Origin of the sequence: Geobacter sp. (genome assembly GCA_009684525.1) — a bacterium.
Taxonomy (GTDB): domain Bacteria; phylum Desulfobacterota; class Desulfuromonadia; order Geobacterales; family DSM-12255; genus Geoanaerobacter.
In genome coordinates, this window is the sequence record WKKR01000003.1 from 505,839 (window position 1) to 522,084 (window position 16,246).

At 60.2% G+C, this 16,246-nt stretch carries 14 protein-coding genes; 8 read left to right on the plus strand and 6 right to left on the minus strand.

Features of this window, described 5'->3' with window-relative positions:
- Window positions 1-3 precede the first annotated feature (3 nt).
- Window positions 4-1,353, plus strand: a complete 1,350-nt coding sequence (locus GJT30_13280) for a TolC family protein (GenBank protein ID MSM40581.1) — start codon at window positions 4-6, stop codon at window positions 1,351-1,353.
- Between the two features lie 17 nt (window positions 1,354-1,370).
- Here the strand turns inward: GJT30_13280 and GJT30_13285 are convergent, their stop codons facing one another.
- Window positions 1,371-2,018: a hypothetical protein gene (locus GJT30_13285; GenBank protein MSM40582.1), complete on the minus strand. Its 648-nt coding sequence runs from the start codon at window positions 2,016-2,018 to the stop codon at window positions 1,371-1,373.
- A gap of 225 nt (window positions 2,019-2,243) precedes the next feature.
- Between GJT30_13285 and GJT30_13290 the strand changes: the two genes are divergently transcribed.
- On the plus strand, window positions 2,244-3,239 hold the full coding sequence (locus tag GJT30_13290; protein ID MSM40583.1) for a WYL domain-containing protein: 996 nt from the start codon (window positions 2,244-2,246) through the stop codon (window positions 3,237-3,239).
- A 93-nt stretch (window positions 3,240-3,332) separates the two neighbouring features.
- On the opposite strand, the gene GJT30_13295 is transcribed toward GJT30_13290, so the two are convergent.
- Genes GJT30_13295 through GJT30_13310 form a run of 4 tightly spaced genes read right to left on the minus strand, consistent with a single transcriptional unit; the run spans window position 3,333 to window position 8,210 of the window.
- Window positions 3,333-5,780, minus strand: coding sequence for a HAMP domain-containing protein (locus GJT30_13295; protein ID MSM40584.1), 2,448 nt, complete (start codon window positions 5,778-5,780; stop codon window positions 3,333-3,335).
- A 25-nt stretch (window positions 5,781-5,805) separates the two neighbouring features.
- The gene (locus GJT30_13300; GenBank protein ID MSM40585.1) at window positions 5,806-6,606 is read right to left on the minus strand and encodes a hypothetical protein; all 801 of its coding nucleotides are present in this window, start codon (window positions 6,604-6,606) and stop codon (window positions 5,806-5,808) included.
- Window positions 6,607-6,641: 35 nt separating this feature from the next.
- On the minus strand, window positions 6,642-7,403 hold the full coding sequence (locus tag GJT30_13305; GenBank protein MSM40586.1) for a phosphate ABC transporter substrate-binding protein: 762 nt from the start codon (window positions 7,401-7,403) through the stop codon (window positions 6,642-6,644).
- Window positions 7,404-7,448: 45 nt separating this feature from the next.
- Window positions 7,449-8,210, minus strand: a complete 762-nt coding sequence (locus GJT30_13310) for a phosphate ABC transporter substrate-binding protein (GenBank protein ID MSM40587.1) — start codon at window positions 8,208-8,210, stop codon at window positions 7,449-7,451.
- Window positions 8,211-8,445: 235 nt separating this feature from the next.
- On the opposite strand from GJT30_13310, the gene GJT30_13315 reads away from it, so the two are divergent.
- From GJT30_13315 to GJT30_13340, 6 genes are all read left to right on the plus strand, one after another.
- Window positions 8,446-9,603 (plus strand): SAM-dependent methyltransferase, encoded by a 1,158-nt coding sequence (locus GJT30_13315; GenBank protein ID MSM40588.1) that lies wholly within the window; start codon window positions 8,446-8,448, stop codon window positions 9,601-9,603.
- 59 nt (window positions 9,604-9,662) lie between these two features.
- Window positions 9,663-10,754, plus strand: coding sequence for an HAD hydrolase-like protein (locus tag GJT30_13320; protein MSM40589.1), 1,092 nt, complete (start codon window positions 9,663-9,665; stop codon window positions 10,752-10,754).
- Between the two features lie 48 nt (window positions 10,755-10,802).
- Window positions 10,803-12,203, plus strand: a complete 1,401-nt coding sequence (locus GJT30_13325; protein MSM40590.1) for an aspartate ammonia-lyase — start codon at window positions 10,803-10,805, stop codon at window positions 12,201-12,203.
- Between the two features lie 225 nt (window positions 12,204-12,428).
- The gene (locus GJT30_13330) at window positions 12,429-12,650 is read left to right on the plus strand and encodes a NifU family protein (GenBank protein ID MSM40591.1); all 222 of its coding nucleotides are present in this window, start codon (window positions 12,429-12,431) and stop codon (window positions 12,648-12,650) included.
- A 109-nt stretch (window positions 12,651-12,759) separates the two neighbouring features.
- A complete protein-coding gene (gene cls / locus GJT30_13335) occupies window positions 12,760-13,950 on the plus strand; it encodes a cardiolipin synthase (GenBank protein ID MSM40592.1) in 1,191 nt (396 codons plus the stop codon).
- Between the two features lie 165 nt (window positions 13,951-14,115).
- Window positions 14,116-14,952 (plus strand): response regulator, encoded by an 837-nt coding sequence (locus GJT30_13340; protein MSM40593.1) that lies wholly within the window; start codon window positions 14,116-14,118, stop codon window positions 14,950-14,952.
- Between the two features lie 65 nt (window positions 14,953-15,017).
- Here GJT30_13340 and GJT30_13345 read toward each other — a convergent pair whose 3' ends face one another.
- On the minus strand, window positions 15,018-16,244 hold the full coding sequence (locus tag GJT30_13345; protein MSM40594.1) for an FtsX-like permease family protein: 1,227 nt from the start codon (window positions 16,242-16,244) through the stop codon (window positions 15,018-15,020).
- Between the last annotated feature and the right edge of the window lie 2 nt (window positions 16,245-16,246).

The following is a 16,246-nucleotide window of genomic DNA, read 5'->3' on the forward strand; positions in this document are numbered from 1 at the left end:
CCCATGACGGGATACGGGATAGTGACGAATCGAGGCCATGGCCGCTGTTTCACCCGCCTTGCAAGGGGCGGGGCCTTTGTCGTCGTGCTCTTTCTGGTGTGGATGGTTCCTGCAACGTCACAGGCAAGAGAGATGCGGGTGCTGACCCTTGACGATGCCCTTGCCATTGCCAGGGAAAAGAACCGGGACATCCAGAAGGCTCATGAATATGGCAACAGCGTCCGGGGAAAGTACGTGGAAGAGCGGTCGGCAGCGCTTCCCCAGCTTTCGCTGAACGGTTCCGCCACGCTCGGCAAGGATGAGAGCCAGCAAGCGTTTTACGGCAAGGCGCCGGAGCAGTACAGCCGGGTCGTGGATCTCACCCTGGAGCAGCCGCTCTATACCTGGGGCAAGGTGAGCGCCGCCATCCGGGCTGCGGAGGTGGGGCTGAAGACCGCCGACGAACAACTCCGCCTGGCACGGCAGGCAGCCCAGCGGGATGTTTCGGTTGCCTTCTACGATATTCTCTTGGCCAAGGAGCTGCACCGCCTGGCCGTGCAGAATCACGAACAGAAGAGCCGCCACCGGGACGAGGCTCATCGCAAGCTGGCAGCAGGGGTTGCCACCGACTACGACGTGCTGGCAGCCGATGTGGCAGTGGAGAATGCCCGTCCCGAGGTGATCAGGAGCGAGAACCAGGTCCGGGTTGCGCGGGAACGGCTCCGGTTCCTGCTGGCCATCGACGATGGCGAGGTCGATGCGGCCGGCACCCTGGAGTCCCGGATCTCGCCGCCGCCTGCCTATACGGATGCCTTGAACAGTGCCCGTGACAGAAGGCCCGAACTGGCCGATCTCCGCCACCGGATCGGCATCTATGAGGAGCTGGTGACCATTGCGGATGCCGACAACAAGCCGCGGCTCGACCTGAAGGGGGGAGCGGGCTGGCATCATCTCGACGTCGACGGCACACGGGATGACGGCGCTGCCTGGGATATCGGCGTCTACCTTACCTTCCCCTTTTTCGACGGCCTCAAGACCTCGGGCCGGGTTCAGCAGGCCCGCAGCGACCTGGCCACCCGGCAGATCGAGGAGAAAAAGCTCCTGGACGAGATTTCCCTGGAGGTCCGCAATGCGGTGAACAGCGTCAGGGAGGCGACGGAGATCGTTGCGGCACTGGGGGGTACGGTGCGCCAGGCCGAGCGGTTGCTGCAGATGGCGGAAAAGGGGTACGAATACGGGGTCAAGATCCGCCTGGAGGTGGAGGATGCCCAGCTGAACCTGCTCCAGGCGCAGAGCAACCTGGCGCGCGCCCGGCGCGACTACCTGTCGGCGCAGGTCAACATGGACTGGACCATGGGGCGTCTGGGCGAATAGACCGGCTGTTTACGGATCTATTCGAGCACGACGTTGCAAAGCGAAGGGGCGGGGGACGCCGCTGATGTGGAGATCCTCCGGCCGATCTGAGGGGGAGGAACTATCTGCACCCGTTCCCGCTCGGAAATCAGGGCTAGCCCTTGGGTCTGCCGATGGGAAAAGACGATGTCCGCTACCTGGCGAACCGGATTGCGGTTGTGGATGGTATGGGCATGAACGGTGCTGTTGTAGCGGGCAAGGGCACTGTTGAGCATGGTTTCGTTCTCGTCGATCCGGTTGTGGAGTCTCTTGAACCGGCTGTCGCGCATCAGCTGCGGATAGAGTTCCGGGGTGGCGACCAGACGCGCCAGCGCATCGGTCAGTTCCGAATGCTGTTCCATGAAGGTGGCAACTGTGACCTGGTTATCGGGCAGGGTGACGGGAAGTTTGCCAAGGGCGTTGCGGTATGCCGATTGCAGCCGGGAGATCTCCGGGGCATCGCCTGCCCTGTTCCGGGCAGCGGCAAGGTAGGGCCCGATCAGGGCGACCCGTTGCTGCGAGAGGGCGGCAACCTGTTGCCAGGCTTCGGTAGTGGCGTTGTCTCCCTGCGGGTCGCGGTCGCCGGCACATGTTGCTGCAGCAATGGCGATGATGGCAATGACCGGGAGCAGTATCCACCGGCGCATCGGGTCCTCCTCTGGATTGCATAGTTGATTACTGTAGAATAATTAAAATATTGTAAGCAATAATTGTTCCAGGTACATGGCTAACTGGAGTACTATGCGGAAACCAGTTTTGCACAAAGCTGCCGATGGTTCTCCCGTGGCTGCTCATGAGAAAACTGATGACATAATCTTCAGTTTTCAGCGGGAGTATGGCGGTGTTCGGTTGCGATTGCGCGGAGGATGAGGATGCAGCGGGGAAAACCGGCAAAGAGATATTCACAGGCGTCGCGGGTCCATGACATCATCCGTCTCATCGAGGCGCGGCATGGCATGACCATCGACGAGCTCGCCGAAGAGACCGGCGTGACCCGGCGGACCATCCACCGGGACCTGAACGTGGTCCACGAGGCAGGCTACCCGCTGGTCTCCGAATGGGAAAACAGCAACAAGGTCTACCGCTTCCTGACCCGTTTCAAGGACGTGCCACCCATCAGCTTTACCCTGCAGGAACTGGCGACGCTCTACTTTCTCCGCGGCCAGGCAGAGGTGTTCCAAGGGACGCCGTTCGACGGGGAGATCGGCTCGATCTTCCGCAAGATCAGGTCGGTTCTGCCGCCGCGCTATGCGGCACACCTGGAGCGGATCTCCGGCTGTGCGCTCCCCCTGCTCCAGGGGCGCCACGACTATTCGTCCCATGCGGAACTGCTCGGCCAGCTGAGGGATGCCCTGATCCACCAGCAGAGACTCTCCATCCGCTATACCCCGCCGGGAAGGCAACGGCCGACGGCATACCTGGTCGATCCGTACACGCTGATCTTTTACAAGGGAGGGCTCTACCTGCTGGCATATGCCCATAACCGGAAGGCGCTCAGGACCTTTGCCGTGGAGCGGATCGGCAGCGTCAGGGTGGAGCAGGAGCGCTTCGAGCTGCCGCCCGATTATAGCCCGGAAGAGCGGCTGAAGGGGGCGTTCGGGATCGTGGCCGAGCCTGCCATGGAGGTCTCGGCCCGGTTTTCGCCCCTGGTTGCCCATGCGGTGCGCGGCCGGCTCTGGCACCCGAGCCAGCGTATAACGGACGGTGACGATGGCAGTGTTGTTCTGACCTTTTCTGCGGGAGGGAAGATGGAGATCCTTGCCTGGCTGCTCTCCTATGGCGAACATGTGGAGGTGCTGGCCCCGACAGGGCTCCGGCAGGAGGTTGAAGAGATCGTGGCGCGCATGGAGAAGATCTACGGGGGGTAGTTGCAGGAAGGCAGATAAACGAAGGGGGCACTGACCTTTACGGCCCGTACCCCCTTGCCCGGCAACAGGTTACAGCAGCTGAACCATGGCGGGTCAGACCTTGAACCAGCCGACCATGCCGTTGAGTTCGAGGGCCAGCTGGGAGAGGTCGCCGGAGGAGCGCTGGATGTCGGCAAAGGAGTTTTTCAGCTCCCTGGTGACGGCGGAGATCTGCTCCATGTTGCGGGAGATGTCCTCGCTGGTGGAGGACTGCTCCTCGGCGGCAACGGCGATCCGCTGTACCATGTCGGTCACCTGGCTGACGCAGTTGACGATCTCGTCGATGGACGACAGGGTCCGGTTGACATGGTCAAGGACAGAGCTCACCGAATCCCGCTCGTCCTTCATGAAGGTTACCGATTCGGCAACGCTCCCCTGCATCTGCCGAACGGTCTTTGCGATATCTTCGGTGGCAGATGTGGTCTTCTCCGCCAGCGCCCTTACTTCGTCGGCAACCACGGCAAAGCCCCTCCCCATGTCGCCGGCACGGGCCGCCTCGATGGCTGCATTCAGGGCCAGGAGATTGGTCTGATCGGCAATATCCTTGATCAGCGTGACAACGTTATTGATCTCGTCGGACTGTTGCCCCAGGGATTCCACCTTGGCAGCAGACTCTTTGACGGTCTCGGCGAACTTGTTCAGCTCCTGCACGGTGGTATGCATGGCCTCCTTGCCATCGTCGGCGATCTTTTTCATCCTGTCGGCTGCCGTGGCGGTGTCCGAGGCGTTCCTGGCCACATCCATGGTGGTCTGGGTCATCTCCGTCATGGCAGCGGCCGATTGCTCGACCCGGCTGTTCTGGTCCTCTGCGCCCCGCTCCAGGGCATTGGAGGTGGCTGACAGCTCCTCCGAGCTGCTGGCGAGGCTCTGGGTCGCATCCTTGATCTTGCCGACAATCCCCTGCAGGTTGTCGACCATGGTCCCCATGGACGACTGTACCTTACCCACCTCGTCATTGCTGCTTTTGTCCAGGTGGAGGGAAAGGTCCCCCTTGGCCACCTGCTCGGCCGCACCGATCAGCTGGTTGAGAGGGTGGGCAATGGACCGGTAGATCCAGGCGCCGAAGAGGATGCCGAACAGGATGGCGCCGATGCCGATGGCGGCGATCAGGGTGATGCTGAAGCGGACCATGCGGTTGACGGTTGCAACCGCCTTCTCCTGGTCACCCTGGGCGATGCTGACGGTCTTCTTCCCTTTTTCCGCCTGTTGTGCCACGACCTCGCGGAGCTTCTTCGCCGCTTCGCCCGCCTTGGCGACCATGTCCAGCCGATTGTGCAGCTTGGCGATGACTCCGTCCTTGACGAACAGGAGGTTGGCTATGGCTCCGAGTGCCGTGTCGGCGCCCCGGAGCAGGGCTGCCTCCTGGCGGGCGTTCAGTTTGGTCAGGGTCTTTCCCAATTCTCCTTTGACTGTGCCAATGCGGCCATAAACCCCTTTCAGCTCGGCTTCCACGGCATCGATCTCTTTCGGCGTTTCGCTGGTGAACAGTCGCGAGGCCAGACCTTCCACATTGAAACCGAGGGAGACGAGTTCCGAATTGCCGGCCAGCACGCTGGTCGCCAGGGTGGAATTACCGAAGATCGTCCCCTGGCGTTTGGTTTCGTCGTTGAAACGGGAGGTGGCCATGGCTGCCTCCTGCTCGACAGCCAGGACGATGGCATTGAGCCGTTCGGTTATGTCGGACTGCAGGGTATCGCGGGAGGCGGTATCGGCACCGGCCTGGCCCACCAGGGCGGTCTGGAGCTTGATATATTCGGGGATCTTCTGGCTGAGAGCCTTGATGTCGCCGGCAAGGGAGGGCTGGGTTTTCAGGTAGTCATTCTGCAGTGCCTTGCTCATTGAGGAGTTGCATTTTCCCTGGGCGATCAGCACCCCCTTCTTGCTTTGCGCCTTCTGGACCTCCATGAAACCGAGCTGGAAGTCCTTGAGGGTGAGTTTCAGCTGCTCGATGTTTCTCACTCCTGCAGAGATGCTGTTCATGCTGCCGAGCGACTTGGTGTAGGAGGTGGCCGAACTGGTCTGCAGTCCCTTGATCTTGGCGTCGAGCTGTTTGAGCCGTCCGGTTGCCTCGCGTAGTTTTTCCGCAATGATCTTTCCGGCAGAATCGGCGGCTTCATCCGCCTTCAACCGGCCGTCGCTGACGGAATACAGCTCCGTGGCTATGGCAGAGAGATCATTGTAGGCCTCCATCTTGTCGCCGGAGAGTTCTTCCAGGGCTGCCTGGCTCGATTTCACCTCGGCTAGGGATTTTTCCGCCTCGCTCCGGTTTGCCCGGTATTCATCGGCATTCCGCGAGGTGCCGACCTTCAGGAGGTCGGTGGCCGTGCTCTGCAGCGACCGTTGGAACTCAACCGTCCGCATCTGGTAGGGAGTGCTCCGTTGGGTCAGGTAGGTCAGCTTGCTTTTCACTGACGACATGCCGATGATACTGGCAATGGCAACAGCCGCAATGATCAGGATGACGATCACCACGTTCATGGTCAGTTTTGTTTTTATGGTCATGATTCTTTTCCTTGGCTCTTGCTGATCAGTAGCCGATCAGGTGCTGGCCTTCGCTTTTCATGAATTTTATGAGCCGGAGCAGGTTGGGAGACGGAAAGCCGACGGTGACCAGGATGAATGGTCCCTTGATGGCGAGTTCCGGTGTCTGGAGTATCTTGACCGATCGCAGATCCGCTGTAGCCGGCACGATACCGATGGCGTTGGCTGATGCTGCGACCTCCCGAACGACGCCCACCGGTCCCTCGGCAGGGACAACCGCCTTCGTGAGCTCTTCGCCGGCCATGATCCTGTCGGCGAGTACCCATGCCGTTCCGGTGCTCCATGCCCCCCAGACGACCGAGAGCGGCGCGTCTGCCCCGTCGACGTCATCCCAGTTGCGGTATCTGCCGGAGAAGATCTTGCGGAGCTGTTTCTCCGTCAGGCTGCTCACGGGATTCAGTGCATTGACGATAACCCGGTACTCCACGTCTTCATACAACTGCTGATGCTGTATGAGTGCGCGATTGCGCAAAAGCAGCTTTCTTTCGAGGATCTGCCGCATGATCTCCTCGAAAGGAGCGGCGGCCAGTACCCCATCGCAGGCTCCCTGGTCAATTTCAGACATGGCCCAGGCTGGCGAAAGCTGGGCGGTTACGACCAGGCGGATGCCGGTGGCCTTTTCAAAGGCATCCTTGAGGGGAAGGATGAGGGCTGCAAGCGATTGCGGATCGCCATGCAGCCTGATCATCTCTATCCTGCGCTGGGCGGCATGAGCCGGTTGCGCCAGCAGCACAAGCGCCAGAACGGCGCCGAGCAGGGTCTGTATATGTCGGGTCCCAAGCGGCATGCTTTCTTCCCTGTGTTGCTCGTTTGTCCGAGGAGCTATTTGATGTATTTCTGCCCTTCACCCGTAATAAAGTCTATCAGCTTTCGGACGTTGGGCGATGGTGCTCCCTTGGTGAACAGCGTGGTCGGCCTGGTTACTTCCGGCGTTTCGATGATCTTGACTCCGGTGACAGCCGCGGTTGACGGATAGATGGCAATGGCCTGCGGGGTCGAGGCCAGTGTCACTTTGATGTCTTCCAGTGAATTTACCTCCAGCGCTTCCTTGGCAGGCGGCGCGCCATCGAGGATCTTCTGCTGGAAGGCGCCGTTGGGGCCCGGGATCAGCTTGGCCCAGATCACGATCACCGGGGAATCCTGCCCGCCGACCTCTTTCCAGTTGGCGATCTTCTCGGTGAAGAGCCCTTTGAGCTGGTCCTTGGAGAGCTTGGTCACGGGGTTGGTGCTGTTCACGGCCACAAAGACCTTGTCCTGCCTGATTGTTACGGCTTGGAAGGCATTGGGGTCTGCGACGGCAACCGCTTCCTTGGTGATCAGGTTTTTCAGCCCTTCGGCGGAAAAGCCCGCGACCAGGGCATCAGCCTCCCCTTTTTCCAGCTGTTGCACGCCGAACTTGCCACCGGTCTCCACCAGGATCAGGGTGTGGCCGCTCGTCTTTTCAAAGGCAGGTTTGATCGGCTTGAGAATCCCCTCGATGGCCGGGCCCCCGGCAGAGACCCTGATCTGGTCGGCAGAAGCGGTGGAAATGGTGGCAAAAAGGCAGATGACTGCCATCAGAGCGGGATGGATCATTTTTTTCATGCAGATTTTTCTCCTCGTTTCGGATATGCAGTGGGCTAGCCGCGGTTATTTCCTGATATATTTCTGCCCCTCACCCTTGATGAAATCCAGCAGTTTCTGGACGTTGGCAGAGGGGCTCCCCTTGGTCAGCAGGGTGATGTCGCGCGACAGTTCAGGGGTCTCCGGGACATTGACGGTGTTGTCCACCAGTGCCAGCGGGCCGAAAGCGATTGCCGAAGGATTGGAGACGACGTTCTGTTTGACATCCTCTGCCGTGGTCGCGTCCAGGACATCCTTGGCAAACGCTTTGGTGCCGAGGAACTTCTTGGCGAACATGGAGTTGGTTCCCGGAGTGAGTTTGCCCATGACCACCAGGATCGGCTGGTCATCCCCTCCTACCTCCTTCCAGCTGGCGATCTCGCCGCTGAAGATCCCCTGCAGCTGTTCAGCGGTCAGTTTCGCGATCTTGTTCTCTTTGTTCACGATGACCTTTACCAGGTCTTTGCCTATGACGACCTGTCCATAGGCTGCCGGGTCCTTGACTTCCACGCCTTCTTTCTTCATGAGCGCCAGCCAGTCGTTAAAAGAGAGGCCTGCGGCCGCAGCTTCCACAACCCCTTTGTCCAGGTCGAGCAGGGCGTTTTTCGGCCCGTTGGAAAGGATCGAGAGCTTGATTCCCGATGACTTTTCAAAGGCGTCCTTGATCGGTTTCAGGATGTTTTCCGTGGGGGCTCCGCCAGCGCCGATCTTGAGTTCGGCTCCCCAGGCAGCGCCTGTGAGCATGCAGAGTGCGGCGGCGGTGACAACTGCTTTCATCATGTTGTACATAGAGTTCCTCCTGTGAGGCTGATTTCCAGATCATCGGTATATTTGGGATTATCGGTTGCCAGGGGGGGAGCTTGAGCTCTTTGCTCGGTGAACCATAAATTTATTTTGCATATCAGGATATTGAAGCATTGTTTCGAGTGCCGCACTGGGGATTTCCCGATGAAGGTGCCGAAACCGCTCTGCAATTGACAAACATACGGGTATGGACTATACAATAAAACCTTTCGAGGAGCGTATGGAACAGCACGTAGGGACAGTTTTGGAGGGGATTCTCAGGGAGCGCATCGCCGCACAAGGGCGGATGACTTTTGCGGCTTTCATGGCCGCCTGCCTCTATGAGCCGGGGCTGGGATATTACACCTCGGCCGGGCGCAAGGTCGGCGCTGAGGGGGATTTCTATACCAGCAGCAATGTGCATCAGGCCTTTGGCCGTGTCATTGCCCACGAGCTGGTCCGGATGTGGGAATGCCTGGGGAGCCCGGCTGCCTTCGACATCGTCGAGGTGGGGGCCGGAGGGGGGCAACTGGCCCTCGACATCATGGATACCCTGGCCGAGACCGCGCCGCGGCTCTATGGGGCCTCGACCTACCGCTGCATCGAAAAGGAGCCATCCCTGAAGGCGGCCCAGGCGGGCAAACTGGCTTCCCACGCCGCACACCTTGCCTGGAGCGACCCCGACGACCTGTTGAGCGGAAAGATCTCCTTCAGCGGCTGTCTCCTCTCCAACGAATTGATCGACTCCTTTCCGGTCCATCTGGTGGAAATGACCAAGGAGGGGCTGCGTGAAGTCTTTGTGGCCGTTACAGAAGAGGGGTTCGGCGAGGAGCTTGCCGAACCGTCGACCCCTGAGATTGCCGCCTACCTTGAGCGGGTCGGGGCTGTCTTGGTCGTCGGCCAGCGGGCGGAGATAAACCTGGCGGCGCCTCGCTGGATTGCTGCCGTTGCACAGGCCCTCAGCCGGGGTTTCGTGCTGACCATCGACTACGGCTACCCTGCCCAGGTCCTCTATGCGCCGGGCAGGATGAACGGCACGCTATTGTGCTACTACCGGCACACCGTGGAAGAGAACCCCTATGTGCGCGCCGGCGATCAGGACATTACCAGCCATGTGGATTTCACTACCCTGATGCAGGTCGGCGAGGCAGCCGGTCTCGCCACGGTCTGGTTCGGCGAGCAGTACCGCTTTCTCATGGCAGCAGGGATCATCGAGGAGCTGATGGCCCTCGAAGCGCGGTCATCCAGCGAGGAGGAGCGCATAAAGCACCGTCTGACGCTGAAGAAGCTGATGCTGCCCGACGGAGGGATGGGGGACACCTTCCGCGTGCTGGTCCAGAGCAAGGGAGTGACCGATCCAAAGCTCCTCTGCATGCGGGACTGGCGGAAGCTTTTTTGACCGAATCCGGGGAGAATGATAGACTTTCATCATGATTTTGCAGAGAGATGCCGCCGCAGATGACTGATACGCTTAAGGCCCTGGTCTTTGACCTGGATGGGACCCTCTATTTCAGCGAGGAACTCGGTCGGGAGATCGGTAGGATCGCAGCGGTCTACATTGCCCGACTGAAGGGGATCGACACCGCAGCCGCCGTCAAGCTGCTCAGGGAGACGCGGCAACGGCTGACGCGGTCGCAGGGTTTCGAGGCGTCATTGAGCATCGCCTGCCTGGACCTTGGCGGCAACCTGGAAGACCTGCATGCGTTGTTTGCCAGCGAGGTGAACCCCGACGGTATCCTGCAGAGGGACGAGCGGGTAGTGGCATCTCTGGCGGCCCTGGGGCGCAGATTCGCCCTCCATCTCTACACCAACAACAACCGGGCGCTTTCGTCGCGGATTATGGAGATTATCGGTGTGACCGGCATGTTCGACCGGGTCTTTACCATCGAGGACTCCTGGCGCCCCAAGCCTGACCGCCAGGTGCTGACGGAACTCTTTGCCGGGATCGGACTGGAGCCGGGCGAGACCCTGTTCGTCGGTGACCGGTACGATATCGACCTGCTCCTCCCCAGACAGATGGGGGCGCAGGTTCATCTTGTCGGCAGGATCGAGGACCTGCTGGCCCTGAACGAGATTACAGAGAGAGGACAGACCATGAGTGGAGCAACCAAAGAGATGCTGGACGCCATCCTGCGGGCGATGGAGATAGAGAAGGAAACCTTTGATTTCTACACCAAGGCAGAGCAGAAGACGTTCAATGCCGGGGGAAAACGGATATTCCACTGGCTCGCCAAGACCGAGGAAGAGCACTACCTGAAGCTTTCGGAACTCTACGCCTCCCTGGAGAGCAGCGAACGCTGGGTCTTCTATGGCGGCTCCACCATCGAGCTGGAGCCGGATGCCGGCGGGCATGTCGGTTTCGATACCGGGGACCGGGAAGCGCTGGAAGTCGCCATGGAGATCGAAAAAAAGGGGATCGCCTATTTCGGGCAGCTCATCGAGAAGACCGATGATCCCGAGGGGCGGAGCATGCTCACCACGCTCCTCAACGAGGAACGTGAACATCTGCGGATCATCGCGGAGAAGTACGGGGCGCTTTCCAAGGGGTAGGCAGCGGTTGCGAGACGGATTCGCGGCGTGAAAGACCGGAGGTTGCAGGTGGCGATGCGTCAGGAAAAGGATACCCTCGGGTTCGTCAAGGTGCCGGCATCGGCATATTTCGGTGCCCAGACTGCGCGTGCCGTGGCCAACTTCCCCATTTCGGGGTTGAAACCCCATCCGGCGCTGGTCTGGGCCACTGTCCTCATCAAGAAGTGTGCGGCCAGGGCCAACATGGCCACTGGTCGGCTCCCGCGGGAGATCGGCGACGCGGTGCTCTCCGCTGCCGACGAGATCCTGGCGGGCAGGCTTGCTGACCAGTTCGTGGTCGATCCGTTTCAGGCCGGTGCCGGCACGTCCCACAACATGAATGTCAACGAGGTTCTGGCCAATCGGGCAGCCGAGCTCCTGGGGGGGAGCCGCGGGGTGTACGACCGGGTTCATCCCAACGACCACGTGAACATGGCCCAGTCCACCAATGACGTCTTCCCGACAGCCCTGCGGCTTGCCTGCCTGCGACTGACCGAGGAATTCCTGCCGGCCCTGGCGCTCTTGCGGGATGCCCTGGGGCGGAAGGGAGAGGAGTTCGACACGATCCTCAAGTCCGGGCGGACCCATCTGCAGGATGCGGTGCCGATCCGGCTCGGCCAGGAGTTTGCCGCCTATGCCCTGGCCATCGACAAGAACCTGCAAGGGGTCGAGCGAGCCCTGCCCGAGCTCCGGGAACTGGGGCTCGGCGGGACAGCGGTCGGAACCGGGCTGAACGCTGAGGACCGCTATATCGATCTGGTGATTGCCGAGCTGGCGCGGGAAAGCGGTTTCCCGCTGGTCCGGGGCCGCGACCTGGTGGAGAGAATGGAGAACATGGACCCCTTTGTGGCCCTCTCTTCGGCGCTCAAGGGGACAGCGGTCAACCTGATCCGCATTGCCAACGACTTGAGGCTTCTTGCCTCCGGTCCCCGAACCGGTTTTGACGAGATCTCCCTGCCTGCCCTGCAGCCCGGCTCCTCCATCATGCCGGGCAAGGTCAATCCCTCCATGGCGGAACTGACCGATATGGTGGCGTTTCAGGTGATCGGCTGCGATACCGTGGTGACCATGGCGGCTCAAGCGGGACAGCTGGAGCTGAACGTGATGATGCCGGTGATCGCCTTCAACCTCCTTTCTTCCCTGACGATTCTCTCCAATGCGGTGCGCAAACTGGCAACGTCCTGCATTGACGGAATCGTTGCCCATCCGGACCAATGCCGGCGGTATCTCGACGATTCCCTCGGCCTGGCTACGGTTCTGGCACCGTACATCGGTTATGCTGCCGCTGCGGAGATCGCCAAGGAAGCGGTTCGCAACGGAAAGAGCATTCGCGAGACCGTCCTGGAGAAGGGAATCCTTTCGGATGAGCGTCTGACGGCCCTTTTGGAGCCGATGTCGCTCACCACTCCCGGCGTACCGGGCAAGCACTAGCAGGTTGTAGAAACCTCAGGTTGTTCAATAACGGTCAGATCGTCGCACCCGCAGAAAGCCCCGCGGAGGCGTGGTACCCTCAGGGCATAAACAACGCTACGCCGCACAAGGCGGCTTTTGAGGACGGCGGCGAGATGGCTGTTTTTAGCTACGCTGAAACTTCGTTTTCAACAACCTGCTAGCAGACAGGTCGATGCGACCGTACACGACAAAGGAGAAGCAGTCATGATCGAAGAGGTAAAAAAGGTATTGGAACAGGTCCGGCCCGCCCTGCAGGCCGACGGCGGCGATGTGGAACTGGTGGAAGTTACCGAGGATGGCGTGGTCAAGGTGCGGCTCAAGGGGGCCTGCGGATCGTGCCCCATGTCCACCATGACCCTCAAGATGGGGATCGAGCGAACCCTCATGGAGAAGGTACCCGGCGTCAAGGAAGTGGTCGGCGTCTGATCGTTTCACACGGGAAGAACATGGATGAGAGGCACGGGGCGCGGAAGCAATTTCGCGCCCTTTGTGCAGATCGGTTACGCAGAATCAGTTTTGTCGGAGGGGAAAGAGGATGAGTCTGATCCGGCGCAGAACGCGGCGCGGCTTTCCACGCACCCGGCATTTCCTCGGCAGATTCAGGAAAAGCACGGAGGCGTCCGTCACCCAGGGGAATCTGGTGGAGCTTTTTCCCGACGGCGGCGCGTTTTTCCCATCGTTTTTCGCCTCTCTGCAGACTGCGCAACGGACAATCTCCCTTGAATTTTACATCATTCGCGACGACGCCATCGGGCAACAGATGGCCGAACTGTTGGTCGATGCGGTGCGGCGCGGCGTCACGGTTTCTCTCCTGTACGACTACATCGGCAGTTTCGAGACGATGAGCGCCTTTTTCCGGCGACTCGAAGAGGCAGGGGTCACCTGCCGCGCCTTCAACCCACCCCCTTTCCGTCGCGGGCTTGGCTGGTTCGACAAGCGCGACCATCGCAAGATTGCCGTCATCGACGGGACCATGGCCTTTGCCGGAGGGATGAACATCGGCGACGAGTATGCGGGATTCGGCGAGGACCGCCAAAGGTGGCGGGATGTCGGCATCAGGATCACCGGCCCTGCGGTTCTCGAATTGCAACGGCTGTTCTGCGAGAACTGGGCGGATGAAACCGGTGCAAATCCTGCCGGATGCGATCGAATCCCTTCAAGGCTGCCGCAGGGGGGCGATGCGACGGTGCATATCGTCAGCGGCGGACCGCACCATACCCGTTCCTTTATCCGCAATGCGTTCCGACTGGCCATTGCCGGTGCCTCTCGCAGCATCACCATTGCCAACCCCTACTTCGTCCCCGGCCCCCGTCTGATCCGCTCCCTGTTACGCGCTTCTCGGCGTGGGGTGCGCATTCGCCTGATTCTCCCGGCGGTGAACGATGTCCCGCTGGTCAGGCTGGTGAGCCGGAGTACCTACTCCTCTCTCTTGCGCGCCGGGATCGAGATCTACGAGCGGGAAGGGACTGTGCTCCATGCCAAGGTGATGAGTATTGACGGCTGCTGGTCTATCATCGGCTCCGCCAACCTGGATCAGCGGAGTTTCCACAGGAATTTCGAGGTCAACCTGATTGTAGACAGCCGTGCCTTCGGCTGCCAGGTGGACGTGATGCTCGGCATGGATCTGGCCAAGTCGAAACGGGTGATACTTGAAGAGCATGAGCGGCGAGGCTGGCTCATCCGCATGCTGGAGCGTCTCTGTTCCCCCATCAGCTGGTTCCTGTGAAGCCCCTGTACGACATGTGATACGGATCTGCCGCCGTGGTTACGGCACGCTGGACACTGCCGGGCGGCGTTCCGCGCGTGTATGTTTTTACTACACCGTGGATATTTTCTGCCGATACGGTAAACTGGGGCTGTTAGCGCCGATCTGCGCGATGAGGAGAGCACCTTGGGAACTCATAAGCATGTGGGAGAACTGCTGGTGGAGGCCGGTATCATTACCGCAAAGACCCTGGAACGTGCCTTGGAGCGCCAGCAGGGAACCGGTCGACGGATCGGGGCCATCCTGGAGGATATGGGGGTCGTCACCGAGGACGAACTCGTTGACGTGATGGCAGCGCAGCTTTCCATGCGCACCGCGAAAAAGATCCGGGGGCATGCCTTTCCGCCCGCAATTCTCGCCCTGGTGACTGCCGAATTTGCCGTGGAGCATACCATTTTCCCCCTGCAATTGAAGGACGGCATGCTGGCAGTGGCCGTGGCAGACCCTACCGCACTGGACGTGCTCGACGACATTGCCCGGAGCACCGGCCACCGGGTCATGGCGGTCCTCTCCTCAGCCGAGGAGATCACGGCGGCGATACGGGAATACTATTTCAAGGGGGAAGAGGTTGCCAAGACCTCACCCTGTCGCATCCTCGTGGTCGAAGATTCGCCGGTGGTGGCCAATGTGATCAAAGCGGCATTGGAGCGGGAGGGGTTCGAGGTGCTGCAGGCTGCCGACGGGGTCGAAGGGTTGAAGGCTGCCCTAAGCAGCATGCCTTGTCTGATCCTCTGCGATGCGGTGATGCCGCGCATGGACGGTTTCGGGCTGAGACGGGCGTTGGCAGCCCAGGCGGAAACCGCGGATACGCCGGTGATCCTGCTTACGTCCAAGGCGTCACCCGAGGAGGAGCAGAAAGCGCTCTCCTCGGGGTTCTTCGACTTCATTGCCAAGCCGGTCAACGCAGTAAGAATCATCTCCCGCATCAGGCGCGCCTTGGCGATGACGGCGAAGAATCGCTGACATCCTTTGGCCGAGCTCTGTCTTCTGTGCTGTGCAGGCAATGGCCTGCACGGTCGATTCCCCGGTCACTCGTAGCGAAGGGCGTCAATCGGATTGAGTCTGGCTGCCTTGCGAGCGGGATAGAATCCAAAGAAAATTCCGACTGCAGCAGAGAACAGGAAGGCGATGGTAACCGACTGGACCGAGATCAAGGTCGGCCATTCGAGCATTTTTGACACAACCATGGCCCCGCCTGCCCCCAATCCGATCCCGATTATACCGCCGATCATCGTCAACAGCACCGCTTCGGTCATGAACTGCATGAGGATGTCGTTGCGCCGCGCTCCGATTGCCATTCGGATGCCGATCTCCCTGGTCCTCTCGGTGACCGAGACCAGCATGATGTTCATGATGCCGATCCCCCCCACAATGAGCGAGATGGATGCGACCGACCCGAGCAACAGGGACATTGCTCTGGATGACTGCTCTGCGACGGCCAGGATTTCCGACAGGTTGCGGATCGTGTAGTCCGGTTCTTTGCCGTTCGTTATCCGATGGCGCTGGTTGAGCAGGGATTGAACCTCCTGCTCGGCCTTGTCGAGGAGCTCCTCACTTTTTGCCTTCACCAGAACCGCACCAACGGTGTTGGTGAACTGGGAGCGGACAAGGTTGCGTTGCGCCGTCTTAAGCGGTACAAAGATCGAATCGTCCTGGTCCTGCCCCTGAGGTGACTGCCCCTTCCGTTCGAGAACCCCGATAACGGTAAAGGGGACCTTCTTGATGCGGACGATCTTACCTACCGGGTCTTCCTCGCCGAAAAGGTTCTCCGCGACGGTCTGTCCAAGGAGGCATACCTTGGCAGCGCTATCCACATCCTGCTGCCCAATGCTCCTGCCGTTTACGACTCCCCATTCCCTGATGTCGAACAATTCGGGGGTTGTCCCCAAGACCACGGTCGACCAGTTCATATTGCCATAGATCACCTGGGAGGTGGTCCTGACCGAGGGGGCAGCAAATTCCACCGACGGGCACTCGGACATGATCGCCTTCACGTCGTCGCTGGTGAGTGTCTGGGTCGAGCCGCTTCCTACTCGGATACCGCCACTGGTGGTGGAGCCGGGAATGACGAGGATGATGTTGCTGCCGATACTTGCTATCTGCTGGGCAATGACGTGGCTTGCACCGGCACCGACAGCCATCATGGCAATGACAGCGGCGATGCCGATTATGATCCCCAGCATGGTCAGGAATGAGCGCATCTTGTTCGTGCGGAGGGCACGCAGGGCAATTTTCAGGGTTTGTAGCATATCCATAG